The 22,413-nt window shown below is 65.6% G+C and carries 15 protein-coding genes; 10 read left to right on the forward strand and 5 right to left on the reverse strand.

Annotated features, from left to right (window positions below):
• The first annotated feature begins 64 nt into the window (after positions 1–64).
• The 5 genes from aptA to ACCQ06_RS13685 all read left to right on the forward strand — a co-directional run bounded on the left by aptA (position 65) and on the right by ACCQ06_RS13685 (position 9,327).
• The gene (gene aptA, locus ACCQ06_RS13665; protein ID WP_316686403.1) at positions 65–1,417 is read left to right on the forward strand and encodes an omega-aminotransferase AptA; all 1,353 of its coding nucleotides are present in this window, start codon (positions 65–67) and stop codon (positions 1,415–1,417) included.
• 241 nt (positions 1,418–1,658) lie between these two features.
• Positions 1,659–2,513 carry a plasmid replication/partition related protein gene (locus ACCQ06_RS13670; RefSeq protein ID WP_316686405.1) on the forward strand — a complete coding sequence of 285 codons (855 nt, stop codon included), beginning with the start codon at positions 1,659–1,661 and terminating at the stop codon, positions 2,511–2,513.
• 236 nt (positions 2,514–2,749) lie between these two features.
• Complete coding sequence (locus ACCQ06_RS13675; RefSeq protein ID WP_228323787.1) at positions 2,750–4,054, forward strand: DUF445 domain-containing protein; 1,305 nt, start codon at positions 2,750–2,752, stop codon at positions 4,052–4,054.
• A 151-nt stretch (positions 4,055–4,205) separates the two neighbouring features.
• Positions 4,206–8,300: a CHASE domain-containing hybrid sensor histidine kinase/response regulator gene (locus ACCQ06_RS13680; RefSeq protein ID WP_228323786.1), complete on the forward strand. Its 4,095-nt coding sequence runs from the start codon at positions 4,206–4,208 to the stop codon at positions 8,298–8,300.
• A 34-nt stretch (positions 8,301–8,334) separates the two neighbouring features.
• The gene (locus ACCQ06_RS13685) at positions 8,335–9,327 is read left to right on the forward strand and encodes an HD-GYP domain-containing protein (RefSeq protein WP_104616606.1); all 993 of its coding nucleotides are present in this window, start codon (positions 8,335–8,337) and stop codon (positions 9,325–9,327) included.
• Between the two features lie 9 nt (positions 9,328–9,336).
• Here ACCQ06_RS13685 and ACCQ06_RS13690 read toward each other — a convergent pair whose 3' ends face one another.
• Positions 9,337–9,480 carry a hypothetical protein gene (locus ACCQ06_RS13690; RefSeq protein ID WP_316686412.1) on the reverse strand — a complete coding sequence of 48 codons (144 nt, stop codon included), beginning with the start codon at positions 9,478–9,480 and terminating at the stop codon, positions 9,337–9,339.
• 430 nt (positions 9,481–9,910) lie between these two features.
• Between ACCQ06_RS13690 and ACCQ06_RS13695 the strand changes: the two genes are divergently transcribed.
• Complete coding sequence (locus ACCQ06_RS13695; protein WP_316686414.1) at positions 9,911–11,347, forward strand: DHA2 family efflux MFS transporter permease subunit; 1,437 nt, start codon at positions 9,911–9,913, stop codon at positions 11,345–11,347.
• Between the two features lie 171 nt (positions 11,348–11,518).
• Here the strand turns inward: ACCQ06_RS13695 and ACCQ06_RS13700 are convergent, their stop codons facing one another.
• Together ACCQ06_RS13700 and acuI are read right to left on the reverse strand one after the other, a co-directional pair.
• Complete coding sequence (locus ACCQ06_RS13700; protein WP_104616604.1) at positions 11,519–11,941, reverse strand: hypothetical protein; 423 nt, start codon at positions 11,939–11,941, stop codon at positions 11,519–11,521.
• Complete coding sequence (acuI, locus tag ACCQ06_RS13705) at positions 11,938–12,924, reverse strand: acrylyl-CoA reductase (NADPH) (protein ID WP_104616603.1); 987 nt, start codon at positions 12,922–12,924, stop codon at positions 11,938–11,940. Before acuI ends, ACCQ06_RS13700 begins: the two co-directional genes overlap by 4 nt.
• 140 nt (positions 12,925–13,064) lie before the next feature.
• On the opposite strand from acuI, the gene ACCQ06_RS13710 reads away from it, so the two are divergent.
• Entirely contained in the window at positions 13,065–13,220 is a 156-nt protein-coding gene (locus ACCQ06_RS13710; RefSeq protein WP_228323782.1) for a hypothetical protein, read from the forward strand.
• Between the two features lie 124 nt (positions 13,221–13,344).
• Here the strand turns inward: ACCQ06_RS13710 and ACCQ06_RS13715 are convergent, their stop codons facing one another.
• Positions 13,345–13,920, reverse strand: coding sequence for a TetR/AcrR family transcriptional regulator (locus ACCQ06_RS13715; protein WP_104616602.1), 576 nt, complete (start codon positions 13,918–13,920; stop codon positions 13,345–13,347).
• A 196-nt stretch (positions 13,921–14,116) separates the two neighbouring features.
• Between ACCQ06_RS13715 and ACCQ06_RS13720 the strand changes: the two genes are divergently transcribed.
• The gene (locus tag ACCQ06_RS13720; protein WP_104616601.1) at positions 14,117–14,905 is read left to right on the forward strand and encodes an SDR family NAD(P)-dependent oxidoreductase; all 789 of its coding nucleotides are present in this window, start codon (positions 14,117–14,119) and stop codon (positions 14,903–14,905) included.
• A 223-nt stretch (positions 14,906–15,128) separates the two neighbouring features.
• On the opposite strand, the gene ACCQ06_RS13725 is transcribed toward ACCQ06_RS13720, so the two are convergent.
• Complete coding sequence (locus ACCQ06_RS13725) at positions 15,129–20,138, reverse strand: NAD-glutamate dehydrogenase (RefSeq protein WP_316686419.1); 5,010 nt, start codon at positions 20,136–20,138, stop codon at positions 15,129–15,131.
• 277 nt (positions 20,139–20,415) lie between these two features.
• Here ACCQ06_RS13725 and ACCQ06_RS13730 point away from each other — a divergent pair, with 277 nt between their 5' ends.
• Positions 20,416–21,075 (forward strand): TetR/AcrR family transcriptional regulator, encoded by a 660-nt coding sequence (locus tag ACCQ06_RS13730; RefSeq protein ID WP_104616599.1) that lies wholly within the window; start codon positions 20,416–20,418, stop codon positions 21,073–21,075.
• Between the two features lie 14 nt (positions 21,076–21,089).
• On the forward strand, positions 21,090–22,406 hold the full coding sequence (locus ACCQ06_RS13735; protein WP_316686423.1) for an efflux RND transporter periplasmic adaptor subunit: 1,317 nt from the start codon (positions 21,090–21,092) through the stop codon (positions 22,404–22,406).
• The last annotated feature ends 7 nt before the right edge of the window (positions 22,407–22,413 follow it).

Here is a 22,413-nt window from a genome sequence, read left to right on the forward strand (position 1 = left end):
GACCAAGGTGACGACCAAGGCGATGGCTGCGTACAGTCGGGCGACCCCCGTGACGGAGCCGGCCATGCACGACCCACTTCCGCGCGACGAAGCGCCTGCATCGCAGACACCGGCGCAGCTGGACGCGTTCTGGATGCCGTTCACCGCCAACCGGCAGTTCAAGGCGCGCCCTCGCCTGCTCGCCTCGGCCGCCGGCATGCACTACCGCGATGTCGACGGCCGGCAGATCCTGGATGGCACCGCAGGCTTGTGGTGCTGCAATGCAGGACACGCGCGCGAACGCATCGTGGCGGCGATCCGCACGCAAGCCGGCACGCTGGATTTCGCCCCGACCTTCCAGATGGGCTCACCGCTGCCGTTCGTGCTGGCGCAGCGCCTGGCCGCCATCGCACCGCCCGGCCTGGGCCATGTGTTCTTCACCAACTCCGGCTCGGAGGCGGTGGATAGCGCGATGAAGATCGTCCTGGCCTACCACCGCCTGCGCGGCGAGGGCCATCGCACCCGCTTTATCGGCCGCGAGAAGGCGTACCACGGGGTCGGCTTCGGCGGCATGTCGATCGGCGGGCTGCCCAACAACCGCAAGTGGTTCGGCCCACTGCTGGCCGGCACCGACCATCTGCGCCACACGCTGGATCTGCAGCGCAATGCCTATTCGCGCGGGCTGCCGACGCACGGCGCGGAACTGGCCGATGACCTGGAACGGCTGATCACCCTGCACGATGCCTCCACCATCGCCGCGGTATTCGTCGAACCGGTGTCGGGCTCGGCCGGGGTGATCCTGCCGCCGGAAGGCTACCTGCGACGGCTGCGCGCCATCTGCGACCGCCACGGCATCCTCCTGGTGTTCGACGAGGTGATCACCGGCTTCGGCCGCGTGGGCGAGGCGTTCGCCGCGCAGCGCTTCGGCGTCACGCCCGACATCATCACCGCCGCCAAGGGGCTGACCAGCGGCACCGTGCCGATGGGCGCGGTGCTGGTGGCCGATGCGATCCATGACGCCTTCATGCACGGCCCGCACAACGCCATCGAGCTGTTCCATGGCTATACCTACTCCGGCCACCCGCTGGCCTGCGCGGCCGCGATTGCGACCCTGGACACTTATGCCGAGGAAGGATTGTTTTCCAGTGCGATCACGCTCGGCCCGCAGTGGGAAGACGCGCTGCACAGCCTGCGCGGCCTGCCGCACGTGATCGACATCCGCAACGTCGGCCTGATCGGCGCCATCGAACTGGCGCCGCGCGATGGCGCCCCCGGTGCACGCGGCTACGAGGTGTTCGAGCGCTGCTTCCACGACGGCGAACTGCTGGTGCGCGTCACCGGCGATGTCATCGCGCTGTCGCCACCGTTGATCGTCACCCCCGAGCAGATCGGGCAGATGGTCGAGACGCTGGCCGGCATCCTGCGCCTGGTGGACTGAGCGCGGCCGGCGGCATGGGTGCGTTGCAGGCAGAGGCACGCGGGCCCTGGCCGCGCGCTACAGGAGCCTCGCCGCGCCGGCTCCCGCCGTACGCGCCGCTCGCCTGAAGATAGCCGGTGACGGCGCGCGTGGCCGTTCCACGACGGCGCTCGCGTGTCACGGGCGCGGGTACCACGTCAAGCGCGCAAAGCCGGAGCAGGCTCTCTACAATGCCGGCCCCGCACTCCCCCGCAGTTGCCCCATGAACATCGTTGTCAAAGAAGAACTCAAGGCCTACATCGACCCGCTGACACCCGACGAGCACGAGGCGCTGGAGCGCAGCCTGCTGGCCGAAGGCTGTCGCGATGCCTTGGTGTTGTGGGGCGATGTACTGGTGGACGGCCACAACCGCTACGGCATCTGCCAGAAGCACGGGCTGCCGTTCCAGACTGTGCAGAACCCACGCTTCCAGTCGATGCAGGACGTGCATCTATGGATGATCGAGCAGCACCTTGGCCGGCGCAGCGTGTCCGACTTCCAGCGTGGCGTGCTGGCGCTGCGCAAGCGCGAGATCCTGGCCGCCCGCCAGCGTAGCCAGCGCGAGGCCGATGCCGCCGCCGAGGCGCCGGTGGTTGATGACGCACAGGCCGATACCGGCCTCGACGACAGCGCGGCCCCCGCGAGCGACGACACCGACAGCCCGCCGTGGGAGGAAACCTCCACCCCGGTGAGCCGCGCCGAGCTGGCACGCGAAGCACGCCTGAGCAGCAACCAGGTGGTGATGATCGAGCGCATCCACAAACAGGCCGCGCCGGAAGTGGTACAGGCAGTGAAGGCCGGCGAGATCTCGATCAGCGCCGCGGCCGCCGTGGCCACGCTGTCGGAAGACGAACAACGTGCCGCCGCGCAGGCCGGCAAGGCCGAACTCAAGCAGGCCGCCAAGCGTGTGCGCGACGCCAAGCGCAAGCCCAAGCCCGACGAGGTCGAAGGCGGCGAAGCCGAGCGCCGCGACCTCAAGGCCTTGCAACGCCGCGTCACCGAACTGGAAAACGAAAACGCCGCACTGCAGTCCAAGGTGACCGCACTGCAAGCGCAGCTGGAGCGCCTGCGCGGCTGAGCGCGCGTACCCGCTAGCTAACTACCATCCCGTAGGAGCGCACCTGGGCGCGACGGGCAGTCCCGATAAAGCCCGTCGCGCCCGGGTGCGCTCCTACGACGGCGATGGACGCTTGGTCGCCTCGTTGCAAGCGCAGCTTGAGCACAGGTACCGAAGACGCGGCCACCAACAACCGTCCACGACGGCGCCACCTGCCGTGGACATGCCCTGGTCAAACGACTGGGTACACTTCGCGGATGGAACCCAGTCTCAGCGCTCCCCGCCCCATCGATCCCCGTCGTGCCCAGCTGCAGCGCATGAAGCTGTTGGCGGTGGCTTTGCTGCTGGCGATGTTCGCCGGGTTTATCGTCAGTCACCTGATGGGCGAGCAAGGCATCTGGGCCTGGGTGTCGGCCTTCTGCGAAGCGGCCACCGTGGGCGCACTGGCCGACTGGTTTGCGGTGGTGGCGCTGTTTCGCCGCCCGATGGGCCTGCCGATCCCGCACACCGCCATCCTGCCGCGCGGCAAGGAACGGCTGGCCGACGGGCTGGCGGTGTTCGTGCGCGACCAGTTCCTTGCGCCCGCTGCGTTGATGGAAAAGCTGCGCGTGTTCGACCCCGCCAGCCGCCTCGGCGAATGGCTGACCAAGCCCGAGCAGGCGCGCATGCTCGCGCAGATGGCGCGCGGCTGGATGTTGCAGGCGTTGGAGCTGCTGGACGAAGCCGCCGTGCGCAGCGCCATCCAGCGCTTCGTGGTGGACCGCCTGCGCAAGTGGAACGCCGCCGCGACGGTCGGCGATGTGATGGCGCTGCTCACCACCGACGGGCGCCATCAGAAATTGCTCGACGAAGTGCTGCTGCGGTTGGGCGAATGGCTGGACCAGGAACAGGTCAAGACGCGCGCGTCTGCATTGATCGTGCGGTATGCGCGCCGCGAATGGCCCAAGCTGGTCGGCACGGTGAACTGGATCAAGCCGATCGAAGAGATCGGCGACAGTCTGGCCGACCGCATGGCGCGTGCGGCCATCGAAGAATTGCAGGACATCCTCAAGACGCCCGAGCATCCAATCAGGCTCGACTATGAAGCGTGGCTGCAAGGCTACATCGCGCGCCTGCGTGACGAGCCGGAAATGGCCACGCGTGTAGAAGAACTCAAGCAACGTGCCATCCAACATCCCGCGCTGCAGGAATACGTGCAGGGCCTGTGGGGCGAGATCCGCGATGCGCTGCGCAACGATCTGGCGCGTGAGCAGTCGTCGATGGCCGCGCACATGGAGCGCTCCATGCAATCGCTCGGCCAGGCGTTGTCGCAAGATCCGTCACTGCGCGACGCACTCAACCAGCATATGCTGCAGGCAGCCGACAAACTCACCACGCGCCTGCGCGCATCGGTCACCGAGCACATTGCATCGACCGTAAAAAGTTGGGACGAACGTCACCTCGTCGAACAATTGGAATTGGGTGTCGGACGCGATCTGCAATACATTCGCTTCAACGGGACCTTGGTCGGTGGATTGATCGGCCTCGCCCTTCACGCATTATCGATCTGGCTATCGTTCTGATGCACTGAGATGACGTTGATCGCCCAACAGGCTAGCGTGCAGCAACTGGGGAGACTGCACGCAGCCGGATGATCGTCAGGCGGTACCACGCGGTCGACGTTGCCGTCGGCCAGGACACTGGGCACGCAACAGGCAAGGCGAAGGAACGAAAATGCCGAATGGCCGCTGGGATCTGCGCAGGAAATACGGGCGCCGCGCCTTTATCAGCGCACTGCTGATCCTCACCGCAGGTTTGATTGCCGCCATCGTCACGGGGGTCTGGCTGCAACGGCATAACGAGCTCGAGCGCGAGCAACGTTTTCAATATGTCGTGCGCACTCTCGCGCGCAGTATCAGCGAACGCATGTACGCCTTCGAGCACGGCTTGCGCGGCGCGCGCGGCGCGGTGATCGGTGCCGGCAGCGGAGTCATCAGTCGAGAACGCTTCACCCTGTACAGCCGCTCGCGCGATTACGCGCGCGAGTTTCCCGGCGTGCTGGGCTACGGTTATATCCATCGGGTCGCGCCTGCCGACGAGGACGCGTTCTTGCAGACCGCGCGTGCCGACGGAGCGCCGGATATCCACCGCCGCTTGCTGGCGCCGTGGGATGGCGAACGCTATATCGTGCTGTACTTCGAACCGGAGTCATCGGGCAACCGACCTATCGGTCTGGACATCGCATCCGAACCGCGCCGCCGCGCCGCCGCCTTGCAGGCCGCGCGCAGCGGCGAGCCGATCATGACCTCGCCGGTCTCGTTGTCGGGCTATCGCGTGCCCACCGAGAGCGGCTTTCTGGTGTTGCTGCCGGTGTATCGCGAGGGCATGCCGTTGCAAACGCCGCAACAGCGCATGGCTGCCACCAACGGCTGGGTGTACGCGCCTTTCAGCGTCGAGCAGATGGTGAAAAGCGCATTGGGCGAACGCGACGACGTAGCGCTGGATCTGTCCGATCGCAACGAGCCGACCCATAATTTCTACCGCAGCGGCAACCCAGCCGGCGACAGCGCGCGCTGGCGGCCAGTGGTGCAGCTGTTGCCGATTTACGGGCGCACCTGGGTCATCACCGCCCATCCCACCGCCAGCTTTGTGGCCTCGCTCAATCAGACCTCGCCGTGGCTGGTGGGCGGCCTGGTCATGACAGCGTCCACCCTGTTTGCCGCCTTGCTGGGGTTGTACTTCAGCAACGGGCTACGCCGTGAAGAGGTGTTGCGCAAACAGATGGAGCTGGCCGCACTGGTCAGCCATTCCAGCGAAGCCATCGTGGCCGAAACTCCGGATGGCCGCATCACCCACTGGAACCCGGCCGCAGAAGCGATGTTCGGTTACACCGCCGAGGACGCGATCGATCAGGACCTGACGCTGCTGCTGTCGCCGCAACCGTATGCGATGCCGCAGATCGAGCACGCCGATGAAGCGTACCCGACCAATGCCTCGGCCGCACAGAGCATGCGGCACCGCGATGGCCATCAGGTGCATGTGCTGGCGAGCAAGGCGCCAATCATCGAACCGGATGGCACGCTCAGCGGGCACTCGCACTTTTTCCGCGATATCTCCGAGCGGGTGCGGTCGCATCAACGCATTCTCGACCTCAACGCCTCACTCGAACATCAGGTGGCCGAGCGCACCAGCGAACTGGTCAAATTCTCGGTCTTGCAGCGCGCAATCCTGGCGCATGCCGGGTACGCCATCATCGCCACCGATTCCAGCGGCTTTGTCACGCTGTTCAATCGCGCCGCAGAAAAGCTGCTCGGCTATAACGCAGAGGACGTGATCGGCCGGCGCAAGGCCAGCCAGTTCGTCGAACCGGAAGAACTGCAGGAGCGCGCGCACCTGCTGTCCGAGCAGACCGGGGTGCCGGTGGCGCACACGCTGGAAGCGGTGGCCGCGCTCACCAGCCTGGGCCGCAGCGACACCAGCGAATGGACCTATGTCGGTCACGACGGTCGCCGCCTGCCGGTGTTGCTGACCCTGAGCACCCTGCGCGACGACAACGATCAGGTCATCGGTTACCTCGGCGTCGCGGTGGATCTCACCGAGCAGAAGATGCACGAAAAACAGCTGCGCCTGGCGATGGATGCGGCCAAGAGCGCCAATCAGTCCAAGTCCGATTTCCTGGCCAACATGAGCCACGAAATCCGCACCCCGATGAACGCCATCCTGGGCATGTTGTATCTGCTTCAGCGCAGCGAGCTCCCCGGCGCGGCGCAGGACATGGTCACCAAGATCGACCGCTCCGCACGCACCTTGCTGGAAATCATCAACGACATTCTGGACTTTTCCAAGATCGAGGCCGGACGCATCGATCTGGAACGCGCACCGTTCGATCTCAATCAATTGTTCGACAACATCGCCGACCTGATGCGCTCCTCGCTCAGCGCCAAACCGGTGGAGATGATCGTCGAGCCGTTGCCGCGCGACAGCCGTTGGCTACTGGGCGATGCGCTGCGCATCAACCAGGTGCTGGTCAATCTGGTCGGCAACGCGATCAAGTTCACCGAGCAGGGCGAAGTTGTGCTGTCGGTGCGGCGTTTCCCCAGCGGCGATCCGAACAAGGTCAAGCTGCTGTTCTCCGTGCGCGACACCGGCATCGGCATTTCCAAGGAAAAGCAGAGCCTGATCTTCTCGCCGTTTCTGCAAGCCGATACCTCCACCAGCCGGCGCTATGGCGGCAGCGGACTGGGGCTGACCATCAGCCGACGGCTGATCGAGCTGATGGGTGGCGAGCTGGAAGTGGAAAGCGTGCCCGGCCGTGGCAGCGAGTTCTATTTCGTGGTGACCCTGGAAAAAGCCGCACCACCCAAGGCGCAGCAGGATCTGCCGGCGCTGCCGCCGGAAGCGATGCCGCGCGTGCTGATCGCCGACGACCACGATGCCGCGCTCAGCAATCTGGTGCGGATCACCACCGACCTGGGCTGGCGCGTGGATGCAGTGGCCAGCGGCCAGGCCGCGCTGCAGGCGATCGAACAGGCCAGCGAGCCCTACGACATCTTCCTGCTCGACTGGCGCATGCCCGACATCGATGGTGTGGCGATCGCGCGCGAAATCCGCGTACGTGCCGCCCCTGGTCCGCATCCGGTGATCGTGATGGTCACCGCCTACGAGCGACGTTTGCTGGAGCAGCATCCCGAGCAACAGGATCTGGACGCGGTGATGACCAAGCCGGTGACCAGCGCCGCACTGCATCGTCTGGTGGAACAGCTGGTCGGCGAGCGTCCGGGAGCGCGCCCGGTCACGCCCACCTTCGTGGCACGGCGGCTGGAAGGCACGCATCTGTTGTTGGTCGACGACAGCGAGATCAACTGCGAGGTGGCGCAGCGCATTCTCGAGGGCGAAGGCGCCATGGTCACCGTCGCCCACGATGGCGAGCAAGCGGTCGACACTCTCAAGCGCGCGCCGGATCTGTTCCATCTGGTGTTGATGGATGTGCAGATGCCGGTGGTGGACGGCTACGAAGCCACCCGCCGACTGCGGCAGATCCCTGCCCTGGCCAGCCTGCCGGTGATCGCGCTGACAGCCGGCGCATTCCGCCCGCAACAGGAAAAAGCGCTGGAAGCGGGCATGAACGGTTTCATCGCCAAACCGTTCAATGTCGAGGAACTGGTTGCCGCCATCCGTCACTTCATGCATCCCGGGATCAAGCGCATTCCCTCGCTGCCGCACGAAACCGACCTGGCCATCGGCCCCGAGTGGCAGCACGACGATCCCGAGCTGCTGGACGCCGCACGCGCGCACAGCCTTTGGCGCGAGCGCGAGCCGTATGCGCGTTATCTGAGCAAGCTGCTGCGCGACAACCCCGACCCGGCCGAAGTCGCAGCCGAACACCTGCGCCGCAACGAACTGCCGGCCATCGGTGCAATGGCGCACAAGTTGCGTGGTGCGGCGGGCTCACTCGCGCTGCCGGCGCTGGCCGGGGCGGCAAGCGATCTTGAAACGCGCATCGAAGACGGTCACGACATCACCGCCTCGCTGATCGCGCTCAAGGACGTCATGCAACGCACCGCCGAGGCGATTGGCACTTTTCTGCAACACGACCACGCCACCGCGGCAGCCAACGACGACGATGTGGTGCTGGACGCCGACAGCCTGCGGATCCTGGAGCTCGCCCTGTCCACCGACGACGCCGACAAGATCGACCAGGCGCTGCTGAGCTGCGCATCGCACCTTCCACCGACATTGCAGGAAGAACTGCAACGCGCCGTGGAAGATTTCGACTTCCGTCGCGCCCAGGCCACCCTGCGCGACTGGCAGGCCACCCACCCACGCTGACGGCGATCTCCCGTGCCGTCGGCAAGGACCACCCATGCCGTCCCGTCCCCTGCTGTGTGTCGACGACGAGTCCAGCAACCTGGCGACCCTGCGCCAGCTGTTGCGTGACGACTTTCCGCTGGTGTTCGCCAAAACCGGCGGCGAAGCGCTGGATGCGGTGGCGCGCCATGCGCCTGCATTGATCCTGCTGGATGTCGAGCTCCCCGACATGGATGGCTACGCGGTGGCGCGCACGCTCAAGCAGCAACCCTCCAGCAATGCCATCCCGATCCTGTTCGTGACCTCGCGCAACAGCGAGCACGACGAACGCGCCGGGCTGGATGCGGGCGCGGCCGATTACGTCAGCAAACCGTACTCGCCGGCCCTGCTCAAGGCGCGCATCAACACCCAGCTCAGGCTGGCCGAAAACGCGCGCCTGGCACAGCAATACCGCGACGCGATCCATCTGCTGGGCACTGCCGGCCAGGGTCAGGACGCGGACACCGGCGCGCACATCTGGCGCATGGCGGTGTATGCCCGCGTCCTGGCCGAAGCCGCCGGCTGGTCGCAGCAACAGGCGCAGACACTGCAGGATGCCGCGCCGCTGCACGACGCCGGCAAGATCGCCGTGCCCGGCAGCATCCTGCACAAGCCCGACACGCTGGACGAACACGAACGCTCGGTGGTGCGGCAACACCCGCAAGCCGGGCACGACTTGCTGCGGCACGGGCGCGGACCGGTGTTCCAGCTGGCCGCCGAAATCGCGCTGCATCACCACGAATGCTGGGACGGCAGCGGCTATCCCAGCGGCCTGGCCGGCGAGGCCATTCCGGAATCGGCCCGCATTGTGGCAGTGGCCGATGTGTTCGACGCGCTGTGCGGGCGGCGCGCATACAAGGCACCGTGGACGGTAGAAGACGCAATGCGCAAGCTCGAAAGCATGTCGGGCAAGCAACTGGAACCGCGTCTGGTGCAGCATTTCCGCAATGCCCTGCCACGGATCCTGGAGATCAAGGACGCCTGGGACAGTCGCACCGCACAGCGCTGATCCGGCGCTTCAAGCGTTGCCAGCTGCATATTGCTTGCCGCGTGCTGATTGCTGCTTGGTGTAGCTGTTGCTGTTCGCGAGAGCTGTTGCTGTTGCTGTTGCTGTTGCTGTTGCTGTTGCTGTTGCTGTTCGCGAGCGAAGCACGATCGGCATGCACATCATGCCCTTCTCCCATCGGGAGAAGGTAGCGCAGCGCCGGATGAGGGTACGACGGAGCCATCGCCCCCCAAATATCGCCCTCCCACAATACGGTTGCTTCACCGCACGCGTTGCCACACGGCCGGCTCGAACGCTGGCAGCTGCTTTGCGCTGAAAACACGACCATCAGCGACAGAGCACGCAGCGATCCGGTGCGCTGCATCAAACCACTAACGACGACACACCACCCCGCCACACGCGGCGGCTCGCACCGCAACCGTCGCACAAACCGCACTCCCAACCGCACGCAGCGTTGCCGCCACGCGCTTGAACCGCGTACCACGCAGGCGGACAATGCCTGTTGTTGCGCCGCACAACACCGTGCGACGCGGGCTAATCCCGCGCTTTCGGGCGCCGCGGAGACGGCCCGGCAACCGAGAGCCCGATGTCTTCCAGCGTGTCCGAGGCCGGCGTGACGCCGCCGCGTTATCCCGATTACCGCATCATTTCGCTGATCCTGGCGTGCGCCATTTTCATGGAGCAGATGGACGCCACGGTGCTGGCGACCGCGCTGCCGACGCTGGCGCGCGACTTCGGGGTGGCCGCGCCAGCCATGAGCATCGCCATGACCAGCTATCTGCTGGCGCTGGCGGTGCTGATCCCGGCCAGCGGCGCCATCGCCGACCGCTTCGGCCTGCGCCGCGTGTTCGGCGCTTCGATCTGGGTATTCGTGGGCGGCTCGATCCTGTGTTCGCTGGCCGACAGCCTGCCCACCATGGTGGCCGCGCGCGTACTGCAAGGCGCCGGCGGCGCGATGATGGCCCCGCTCGGGCGCCTGATCCTGCTGCGCACCGTGGAGCGCCGCCATCTGGTGTCGGCGATGGCCTGGACGCTCGTGCCCGCCTTCATCGGCCCGATGCTGGGTCCGCCGCTGGGCGGCTTTTTCGTGTCGTATCTGGATTGGCGCTGGATCTTCTACATCAACGTGCCGATCGGCATCGCCGGCTTTTTGCTGGTGCGCCGTTTCATCCCGGAAATTCCTACCGACGCCGCACCGGCACGTTTCGATCTGCGCGGCTTCGTATTGTGCGGCATCGCGCTGGGCTGCCTGCTGTTCGGCCTGGAAATGGTCAGCCAGCAGGACGGCATCGGCATGGCCAGCTGGTTGCTGGCCATCGGCGCGGCCGCGTCGTTGGGATATCTGTGGCATGCGCGCTACCACCCGGCACCGCTGCTGGATCTGACCCTGCTGCGCATCGACTCGTTCCGGCTGTCGGTGATCGGCGGTGCGCTGATGCGCATCACCCAGGGCGCGCAGCCGTTCCTGTTGCCGTTGCTGTTCCAGATCGGCTTCGGTTTCAGCGCTGCGCACAGCGGGCGGCTGATTCTGGCCACCGCACTCGGTGCGTTGCTGATGCGCAGCATCACGCCGCAATTGCTGCGCCGCTTCGGCTACCGCAACAGCCTGATCGGCAACGGCATCCTGGCCAGCCTGGGTTACATGGTGTGTGCGCTGTTCCGGCCCGACTGGCCGCAGGCGCTGATATTCGGCCTGCTATTGTGGTGCGGCGCCTTCATGTCGTTCCAGTTCGCCGCCTACAACACCATCGCCTACGAAAACGTGCCCAGCGCGCGCATGAGCCCCGCCAGCAGCCTGTACACCACCTTGCAGCAGCTGATGCTGTCGGTGGGCGTGTGCGCCGGCGCGATGATCCTCAAACTGGCGATGCTGGCCGGCGATCACACCCAACCGGCGCAAGGCGATTTTTCGCTGGCGTTTTGCCTGGTGAGCCTGATTTCGCTCAGCGCCACCTGGTGGCATCTGCGCTTCGACAAGAACGCCGGGCAGGAAATGAGCGGACACCGGGCGTCGCGCGGCTGACACACCGATCGCGTCACCGCCGTTAGCCGATATCGGCAGCTACACCGAAGCCCCTGCACTCGCCAGCATGCGGTATTGCCAGCTGCTGACCACAGTGGGTAGCCAGCCATCACACCTATGCCTGCCCTTCGATTGCATGACGGCACGCAACAGGCTGCCGTCATGCATCGATCAACGCGCGAGGTTGGCGCGTCGCTGCGCGGCCTCTGCACGCGTGACCAACAGGAACGCCAGCGGAAGCCCGATTTCAATGGCAACCGCTGCAAAAATACCGGCGTTGACATGCCCGGCAGCCCATTCCGACACGCCCAGCACTGCCAGCGACAAGCACGCGGTGGCAAAGCCGGCAATCACGGCCCGGCGCCCCGGCGATGGCGGTGCAGCACGCACCAGCAACAGCATCACACCGATGGCCGCATACATCGGCGCGGCGCGTCGGCCCACCACCCCCAGCGCATTGCTGTCGAAGGCGAGTCCCCAGTTGGCCAGCATGGTCGCAGGCGCCAGCAACCAGGCCGCGCCCAACGCGAAAAACAACAGCGCCGACAGCGTGGCCAGATAGCGGAACGCTCGCGATGCAGTGGGCGCGCTCATGCGTTCACATCCACGACGGTACGCCCCTGCACCTTGCCATCCAGCAGCTGGGCGGCAATCTGCGGCACCTCCGCCAGCCCGACTGTCGTCGTGGTCAATGCCAGCTTTCCCAACTCCAGATCGCGCGCCAGACGCGACCAAGCCTGCAGGCGTACCGCCTGCGGCGCGTTGACCGAATCGATGCCGGCCAGCGTGACGTTACGCAGGATGAAAGGCAGCACCGAGGCCGGCAATTGCACACCCTGCGCCATGCCGAAGGAGGTCACCACGCCGCGATACTGCGTTTGCGCTAGCGCATTCGCCAGCGTATGGCTGCCCACCCCATCCACCACGCCTGCCCAGCGCTCCTTGCTGATCGGCGCGCCGGGTTCGGACAGACTGCTGCGGTCGATGACTTCTGCAGCGCCCAGGCTGTGCAGATATGCGGCCTGCTGCAGCCGGCCGGTGGAAGCGACCACGCGGTAGCCCAACCCTGCCAGCAGGGCGATGGCCACCGAACCGGCGCCGCCATTTGCGCCGGTGACCAGGATGTCGCCGCGTTCGGGCGTCAGCCCGCCGTGCTCCAGCGCCATCACCGCCAGCATGGCGGTATAGCCGGCCGTGCCGATCGCCATCGCATCGTGGGTGGAAAATGGCGCTGGAATCTTGATCAACCAATCGCCAGGCACCCGCGCCTTTTGCGCATAGCCGCCGTGATGGGTCTGGCTCAAGCCCCAACCATTGACCAGCACGCGGTCTCCCACCGCAATCCCCGAGTAGCTGGACGCTTCGACCACACCGGCTAGATCGATACCGGGAATCAGCGGAAAACGGCGAATGATCGGGCCGCGTCCGGTGACCGCCAGCGCATCCTTGTAGTTGACGGTCGAATAGTCGACGGCAATCGTCACCTCGCCCGGCATGAGATCGTCTTCGTTGAACTGCACGAGTTCGGTGGTCACCGTCTCGCTGGTTTGCGTGGCAAGCAATGCATTGAAGGTCATGACCTTGTCCTGTTTGGATGGAGGCTGCGGGTGAGCGCGTCCTTAGATTGCGGTGAGTGACGGGGCGGTCGGTTGACGATCACGCCGTAGCTGAGCGAGATGGCCGAGTGAGATGGCGGTGCGGTGAGGGATCAGCGGTCATGGCGGTGCAAGGCGTGTTGATTTACTGCAGCAGCAGGCTTGCCTGGGTCCGCTTGAAGCGGACGGTGTTGATCGCCTGGATGCCTGCTCAGACGGTGTGTTTTCTCAGCAATTTTGAGTGCAGCGACATCAACGGCGTCGCGCCAGGCACGTGACACGGCTGACGGATCTGCAGGACGGCTCGCGCGTTACGCGGCGTATCAGTACGCGCGCGTCTCTCAACACGCGGCGTTACCGGCAAACCCGCAATCGCGCCACACGCAGATGCACCTGTGCGGGCTAGTTGGATGGTTGCAACGACGACAGGATCTGGTCACGACACACCGCAATGATTTCGTCGGCCAGTGGCGAATCGTTCGGGCACGAGCGCGACAGCACGATGGCGCCGATCGCATGCGCCATCATGTCCAGGTTGCTGGCGCGCTCCTGTGCCGCTTCGGCAGTGCCGGGCGCAGCCCCGCTGCGGTCGAGCGCAGCCAACATGTTTTCCACCCCGGCAGCAAACGCTTCGCGCACTTCCTGCGGCTGACGGGCGGCGTCGGCGCCCAGCGCCGCCATCGTGCAACCGGTGGCGGGGTTGTCGCGATGCCCGCGCGATAGATAGAAATTCACGAAATCGGTCTTGTCCGCACGCTCGGACTGTGCAGCGATGTTGGCCAGACCGCAGGCTGCCGATTCGGCCATCAGATCCGCCTTGGAGCGGAACTGCTTGTAGAACCCACCATGGGTGAACCCTGCAGCGGCCATCAAGTCGGCGATGCCGATCCCTTCATAGCCGCGCTCGCGAAACAGCACCGCGGCCGTTTCGACGACGTGCGCACGGTTCGCCTGCGCCTGTGCCTTGGTCACTTTCATTGTTGGACCCTCCGGGGATGTGCGGGACTGGGACAGCCCTCAGCATACTTTGATGTTGGTCATAATCAAAGCATTGACAATTTAGATTTTGCTCGTAATCTTTGCCTCACTTCCTCCAAACACCGCCATTGCGCGCCGCTTCGCTTCGCTCCCAAGCCGTGGGCAATTTGACCTTTTCCAACCGCAAGGAACTTCCATGACCGCACTTCCCGCTGTCCTCATCACTGGCGCCTCCACCGGTATCGGCGCCGTCTATGCCGAACGCTTCGCCCAACGCGGACACAATCTGGTGCTGGTTGCACGCGACAAGGAACGCCTGGATGCCCTGGCTGCGCGCCTACGCGACGGCCACCACGTCAACGTCGATGTGCTGCAGGCCGACCTGACCCAGCCCGCCGATCTGACCGCCGTGGAAACCCGCCTGCGCGACGACGCGCAGATCGGCGTCCTGGTCAACAATGCCGGCATCGCGCAATCGGGCGGCATCGTGCAGCAAAACGCCGAGGCGATCGACCGCCTGATCGCGCTCAACATCACCGCGTTGACTCGCCTTTCTGCCGCCGTTGCGCCGCGCTTTGCGCAGTCCGGCAGCGGCGCCATCGTCAACCTCGGATCGGTCGTGGGGCTTGCGCCCGAATTCGGCATGAGCGTCTATGGCGCCACCAAGGCCTTCGTGCTGTTCCTGTCGCAGGGCCTGCACGTGGAGCTGGGAGCCAAGGGCGTGTATGTGCAGGCCGTGCTGCCGGCCGGGACCCGCACCGAAATCTGGGAGCGCGCCGGTATCGACATCAACACGCTCAGCGACCTGATGGACGTTGGCGAACTGGTCGATGCTGCGCTGGTCGGCTTCGATCGCCGCGAACTGGTCACTATCCCGCCGCTGCACGTGGCCGAACGCTGGGACGCACTGGATGGCGCGCGCCAGGGCTTGCTGTCGGACATCCGGCAGGCGAACGCCGCAGAGCGCTACCACCCCGCAGCCTGAGCGACACTCACTCAGCGGCGGTCTCGATGGAGAAGGCTGCGAACCTGCGCTGATCTGCCGTGCATGCGCACTGCTGCAGCACGCAGGACCGCAGCAATCTGTCTGCCATCACGCAAAAGGCCGCCTTTGGGCGGCCTTTTGCGTGACAGATAACAACTTCACCACCGATAAAAGGCAACGTGACAGCAGAGCGACCGCTCTGCCGCCACGTCGCGGCACACATCTACAGCCCGTACGCCGCCAACTGCCCCAACCGCTGCACCGCCACCGACACGGTCGGATAGTCCAGCGTCTTCTGCTCGGCCACATCGCTCAACATCGCCAAGGTGAAGCGCAGGCTGGAATCGTCGCGTGCCAGCCAATTGGCCACCTTGTCCTCGGCACTGCTGCCGGGCATGGTCAGCACCTGACCCACCAGCGCACGCTGATGCGCGGCCAGTTCGTCGCGCAGCACGCCACGTGCCACCGCATGCCAGCGGCCGTTGACCTCCAGCGCGTCGATCTGCTCGAACAACCACGGCAGCCGCAACGCATCGCCCAGACGGAAATGCACCTTGGACACTTCCACCGGCTTGAGCTTGCGGGTGCGCGCGGTTTCGATGATGTCGAACGCCGGTTCCAGGTAGCGCAACTCGGACAATTGCTGCGCCAGTGCCGGCGGCAGGCCCTTGTCCTGCCATTCCTGCACGCTGGCTTCGTACAGCGGTCGCTGGGTGTCGGACAACACGCCCGAGGCCACACGGATATCGTTGAACGGGCCGTGGTAACGCTCCACCGCCGCGGTGATGCCCGGCATCTGGCCAGGACGCAGCAACAGCCAGCGCACGAACGAGCGTTGCAGGCGCCAGATCACTTCCAGCGCGTCGATCTGCACCGACTCGGGCACCTTGCCGTCCAGCGCGTCGATCTGCGTCCACAGCGCGCGCGCATCCAGCGTTTCGCGGCTGATGGTGTAGGCCTTGGCGACCTCGCCGATGCTGCGGCCGGTGTCTTCCTGCATGCGCATCAGGAAAGTGGCGCCCATGCGGTTGATGGTGGCGTTGGTGACCGCAGTGGCGATGATTTCGCGCTTGAGACGATGGCGCTCCATCGCATCGGCGTATTTCTTCTGCAGCGGCTGCGGGAAGTAGCGCTGCAGTTCCTTGGACAGATACGGGTCTTCCGGGATATCCGATTCCAGCAGCTGCTGGAACGCCACCAGCTTGGAGTACGACAGCAGCACCGACAGTTCCGGCCGCGACAAGCCCTGCCCACGCGCCTTGCGTGCGGACAGTTCGGCGTCGGACGGCAGGAACTCGATCTGGCGATCGAGCAGGCCCTGCAATTCCAGCGTGCGGATGAAGTGCTGCTTGGAGCCCAGGCGCTTGACGCTCATGCGCTCCATCAAGCTGATCGCCTGGTTCTGGCGATAGTTGTCCCACAGCACCAGGTCGGCCACTTCGTCGGTCATCGACGCCAGCAGCTTGTTGCGTGCGTCGTAGGTGAGCTTCTTGGCCTGCACCATGTCGTTGAGCAGGATCTTGATGTTCACCTCGTGATCGGAGGTGTCCACGCCGGCCGAGTTGTCGATGAAGTCGGTGTTGAGCAACACGCCGGTCTGCGCCGCTTCGATGCGGCCCAGCTGGGTCAGGCCCAGATTGCCGCCCTCGCCCACCACCTTGCAGCGCAACTCGCCGCCATTGACGCGCAGACCGTTGTTGGCGCGATCGCCCACATCGGCATGCGATTCGCTGGAGGCCTTGACGTAGGTGCCGATACCGCCGTTCCAGAACAGGTCCACCGGCGCCTTGAGGATGGCGTTCATCAGCGCGTTGGGCGAGAGCTGCTTGACGTTGGCCTCAAGCCCCAGCACCTCGCGCACCGGTGCGCTGATGTCGATCGACTTGAGCGTGCGCGGATAAATACCGCCGCCGGCGCTGATCAGCTTGGCGTCGTAATCGGCCCAGCTGGAACGCGGCAGCTTGAACAGGCGCTGGCGTTCGGCGAACGAGGCAGCCGCATCCGGCGACGGGTCGAGGAAGATATGCCGGTGATCGAACGCGGCCAGCAGGCGGATATGCGTTGAGAGCAGCATGCCGTTGCCGAACACGTCGCCGGACATGTCGCCGATGCCGACCACGCTGAAATCCTGGCTCTGGCAATCGCGGCCCATCGCACGGAAGTGGCGCTTGACCGACTCCCACGCGCCACGCGCGGTGATGCCCATGCCCTTGTGGTCGTAACCGACCGAGCCGCCAGAGGCGAACGCATCGCCCAGCCAGAAGCCGTGATCCAGCGCCAGGCCATTGGCGATGTCGGAGAAGGTGGCCGTGCCCTTGTCGGCGGCGACCACCAGGTACGGGTCGTCCTGATCGTGGCGCACCACCTGCGGCGGCGGCACGATCTTGCCGCCGACGATGTTGTCGGTGATGTCGAGCAGGCCCTGGATGAACAGCTTGTAGCACGCGATGCCTTCGGCCTGGATCGCATCACGATCGCCACCCACCGGCGAGCGCTTGACGTAGAAACCGCCCTTGGCGCCGACCGGCACGATGACGGTGTTCTTGACCATCTGCGCCTTGACCAGGCCCAGCACCTCGGTGCGGAAATCCTCGCGACGGTCCGACCAGCGCAGGCCGCCGCGCGCCACTGCGCCAAAGCGCAGATGCACGCCTTCCACGCGCGGGCTGTAGACGAAGATCTCCCGATACGGACGCGGCTTGGGCAGGTCCGGCACGATCGACGAATCCAGCTTGAAACTGATGCAATGGCCGTATTTGCCGTGCTTGTCGGTCTGGTAGTAGTTGGTGCGCAGCGTGGCATCGATCACGTCGATGAAGCTGCGCAGGATGCGGTCTTCGTCCAGGCTGGACACGCGGTCCATCAGCTTGAGCAAGGTGGCGCGGGTGGCCTCCTGCTGCGCAGCGCGGTCGCCGCCGCGTGCCGCGAGCACCGGTTCCAGCGCCTTGCGCGTGGCCTCATCGCCACCTGCCAGCGCGAAGAGTTCTTCGCGCAGACGTTCCTGGCCGGCAAAGATCTGCGCCTTGGTTTCGCTGCCCGTGGACGGGTCGAAGCGCGCTTCGAACAGTTCCACCAACAGACGTGCCAGCAACGGATAACGGGTAAACGTGGCTTCGACGTAAGCCTGCGAGAACGGCACCGCGGTCTGCAGCAGATACTTGCAGTAACCACGCAGCAACGCGACCTGGCGCCAGTGCAGACCGGCGGCCAGGATCAGACGGTTGAAGCCGTCGTTTTCGGCATCGCCATTCCAGATGCGCTCGAAGGCTTCGCCGAAGCTGGCGTCGGCATGGGCGGCGTCGATCTTGCCCGTGGTCGATTCGACTTCGAAATCCTGAATATAGACCGGCGTCTCGCCCACCTGCAGCCGATACGGCCGCTCGGAGATAACGCGCAGGCCCATGTTTTCCATCATCGGCATCGCATCCGACAGCGGGATGTCGTCGAGCTGACGGTACAGCTTCAGACGCAGGCCTTCGCCGGCATCCAGCCGCACACCGTCGTCGCGGCGAACTTCCTGCAGGCTCAGATGCAGATCGTCCGGGCCATCCAGGGTTGCCAGATGTTCGACGTCGGACACCGCCGATTCGATCGACGACTCTTCGATATAACCGGCCGGCAACGCGCGGCCGAAATTGGCCGCCATGCGCAGGCCATTGGCCTCGCCATGACGCGCCACCAGCGCTTCGCGCAGGGCATCGCGCCAGTTGCGCAGCAGATGCGCTAGGCGCGATTCGAGTTCGGTGGTATTGAATTCCAGCGCTTCGCCGCTCTTGGGCCGCACGATCAGATGCAGCTGCGCCAGCGGCGACTCGCCCAGCACCACCGACGAATCGATGTATTCGCCGTGCAACGCGTCTTTCAACAGCCCTTCGATGCGCAACCGCACATCGGTGTTGAAGCGCTCGCGCGGGATGTACACCAGCGCGGAAATGAAACGGCTGTACTTGTCGCGGCGCAGGAACATGCGGCTACGCACGCGCTCCTGCAAGCCCAGAATGCCGATCGCGGTGCGGTACAGCTCTTCTTCGTTGGACTGGAACAACTCTTCGCGCGGCAGCGTCTCAAGGATATGCCGCAACGCCTTGCCGCTATGGCTGCTCGGGGTCAGCCCCGACTTGCTCATCACGTATTCGTGGCGCTGACGCACCAGCGGGATTTCCCACGGGCGGCGGTTGTAGGCGCTGGAGGTAAACAGGCCCAGGAAGCGCTGCTCGCCGACGATACGGCCCTTGCCATCGAATTCCAGGATGCCGATGTAATCCATGTAGCCAACGCGATGCACGCGCGAACGGGCGTTGGTCTTGGTCAGGATCAACGCGTCCTTGCGCTTGGACGATGCATTCAGGCCATGCGCCGCCAGCGTGGTCACCGGGCGCGCCGGCGAGGTGTCGTGGCCGCGCATCAGGCCCAGGCCGGTTTCTTCCACCGGCGCCAGCACGTCCTGGCCGTCCTGCTTCTCCACGCGGTATTCGCGATAGCCGAAGAAGGTGAAGTGGTCGGACGCAGCCCAGCGCAGGAACTCCTGCGCTTCGTGGCGGCTGATGTCGTCGATCGGCAGGCGGCGGGTGGCCAGATCGTCGGCCAGCATCACCATCTTTTCGCGCATCGCTGCCCAGTCGTGCACGATGGCGCGCACTTCGCCCAGCACCTTGCGCACCGCCGCTTCCACCTTGGCCATCTCATCGGCCGGCTGGCGGTCGATCTCCAGCACCATCAGCGATTCGCTCTTGCCCTCGCCCACCGCCGTCAGCTTGCCGGCCTTGTCGCGCGCGATGCGCAGCACCGGGTGGCCGAGCACATGCACGCCGATGCCCAGGTCCGACAGGGTCATGCTGACCGAGTCCACCAGGAACGGCATGTCGTCGTTGACGATCTGCAGCAGCGTATGCGGCGACTCGTAGCCGTGGCTCTTCAGGGCCGGGTTGAACACCCGCACATTGACCGTGCCGGCTTTGCGCACCCGCGCAAATTCCAGCATGTCGGCCGCCAACGCCGCCCACTGCTCGGGCGGATGATTCGGAAACTCGTCCTCTTCCATGCGCCGATAGAAATCGGCCGCGAACAACTGGACCTCGGACTGTCGGGCCGCCGGGTAGCGCTTGCGCAACGCGGCAAATACCGGCTCGAGGGTGACCGCCTGCGGTTCGGTGGCAAGCACGGGGACGGCACGTTCGGCGACCGGTTTGACCGACGTCGTGGACGATTTCGAAGCGGCTTTCTTGGCTGTCATGAGAGAGCTGGGATGCTCGGTGGAAAACCTGAATTGTACCGATGCGCCGTGACAACGCCTTGCTGCATAGCGCAAATACGCGGCGCGTAGCAGGCGCGGCAGTGGCGCGAAAGCGCTATGGCTGTGTAGTTTCCCCACGCCTGCCCGGCTGGCGGATGGCTGGATCGCCAGATCCGGCAAAGTCCGGTCCAATGCTTGGCACACAAGGCGTTGCGCAGACCAAACTGCGATCGTCAAGGCTGTTTAAAAACTAAACTGGACGGTATAGTCTACCGCCATGACTCCTCGTTCCCCCCGTGCTGCCCGGCGTTCGGACTGCGATCGCCGCATCCATGCTGCCGTGCATGCGTTGCTTGCCGAGCGCGGCATGCGACTGAGCATGGACGCAGTGGCCGAGCGCGCCGGCTGCTCCAAGCAGACGCTCTACAGCTATTACGGCTGTAAAGAGAATCTGCTGCGCGATGTCCTGCAGGACCACGTGCACCTGGCCACGGTGCCGCTGGACGCGGTATCCGGCGATCTGCGCGAAGATCTGCTGGCCTTCGCGCTGGCCCATCTTGATCGTCTGAACAGCCCGGATGTGTTACAGACCTGTCGCTTGGTGGAAGCCGAGTCGCACCGGTTCCCCGATCAGTCGCAGCAGATCTTCCATGAGGGCGTCGTCGGCATGCAGCAGCGCCTGGCGCATCGCTTCGAGCAAGCGATGGCCGCCGGCCAGCTGCGCCATGACGATCCGCACTTCATGGCCGAGCTGCTGCTGGGCATGATCGTCGGGCTGGATTTCGATCGCCAACGGTTTCAGGTTCCTCATCGCGCCGGCCTTGCCGCCAGGCAGCAGTGGGCGCAGTTCGCCGTCGATACCTTTTTGCGGGCGTTTGCCGCGGCCAATACCGCGCCTGCGCCGGCCTCGCTTGCTCTTCTCACTTCAAGACCCTAACGGAGTTCCTCCTGATGATTGCCCCGCTCCGCACCTTCGGCCTGGCCTTGGCCATCACCGTGGCGCTCGCTGCCTGCAGCAAGCCCGAACAACAGCAGGCGCCACCGCCGCCGGAAGTGTCGGTGCTGGAAATGAAACCGCAGACCCTGCCGCTGGAACGCGACCTGGTGGGCCGCCTGTCGGCGTTCCGCTCGGCCGACGTGCGCGCCCGCGTGGACGGCGTGCTGCTCAAGCGTCTGTACACCGAAGGCACCGACGTCAAGGAAGGCCAGCCGCTGTTCGAGATCGACCCGATGCCGCTGCGCGCCTCGCTGTTGCAGGCGCAGGGCCAGCTGGCCGCCGCCGAAGCCACTTACGCCAACGCCCAGATCGCCGCCAAGCGCGCGCGCAGCCTGGCGCCGCAGCAGTACGTCTCGCGTGCCGACATCGATAACGCCGAAGCCACCGAACGCTCCTCCGGCGCCAGCGTGCAGCAGGCGCGCGGTGCGGTGCAGGCCGCCCGGATCCAGCTCAGCTTCGCCAGCGTCACCTCGCCGATCACCGGCCGCGCCGGCATCCAGCGGGTGACCGAAGGCGCGCTGGTCGGCTCGGGCGAAGCGACCCTGCTGACCACGGTCGACCAGATCGACCCGCTGTACGTCAACTTTGCGATGAGCAGCGAAGAACTCGCCGCACTGCGCCAGGCGCAGAGCAGCGGCAACGTGCAGCTCAGCGGCGACGGCAAGTCCACCATCAATGTGGAGCTGGGCAACGGCACCCTGTACCCGCACCCCGGCACGCTGGACGTGTCGGCGGTGACGGTGGACCCGAGCACCGGCGCGGTGTCGCTGCGCGCGACCCTGCCCAACCCGGAACTGGCATTGCTGCCGGGCGCGTTCGTGACCTTCAAGGCCAGCCTGGGCCAACGCAACAATGCCTACCTGCTGCCGCAGCAGGCGCTGCAGCGCGATGCGACCGGCGCCTATGCCCTGGTGCTGGGCAAGGACGGCAAGGTGGTGCGCAAGAACCTCACCGTCGACGGCCAGCAGAAGGGCCAGTGGATCGTGACCGGCGGCGTGACCCCGGGCGACCAGGTTATCGTCGATGGCGTGCAGAAGGCCAAGGAGGGTCAGCCGGCCAAGGGCGTGCCGTGGGATCCGAACAAGCCGGCCGCCGGCGGTCAGCCGGGGCAGCCCGGTGCACCTGGCGCGGCGCCCGCCGCAGGCCAGGCCGGCGATGCCAAGGCCGCACCGGCTGCCAACGCCGCCGATGCCGCGGCACCGGCGGCGCAGCAGCAGCCCAAGCAGGATGCGGCGGCGCAGCCAGCCGACTCCCAGTCCAAGCAGCAGTGACGGAACC

It is taken from the genome of Xanthomonas sp. NCPPB 4467 (assembly GCF_041475665.2).
Classification (GTDB): Bacteria; Pseudomonadota; Gammaproteobacteria; order Xanthomonadales; family Xanthomonadaceae; genus Xanthomonas; species Xanthomonas dyei.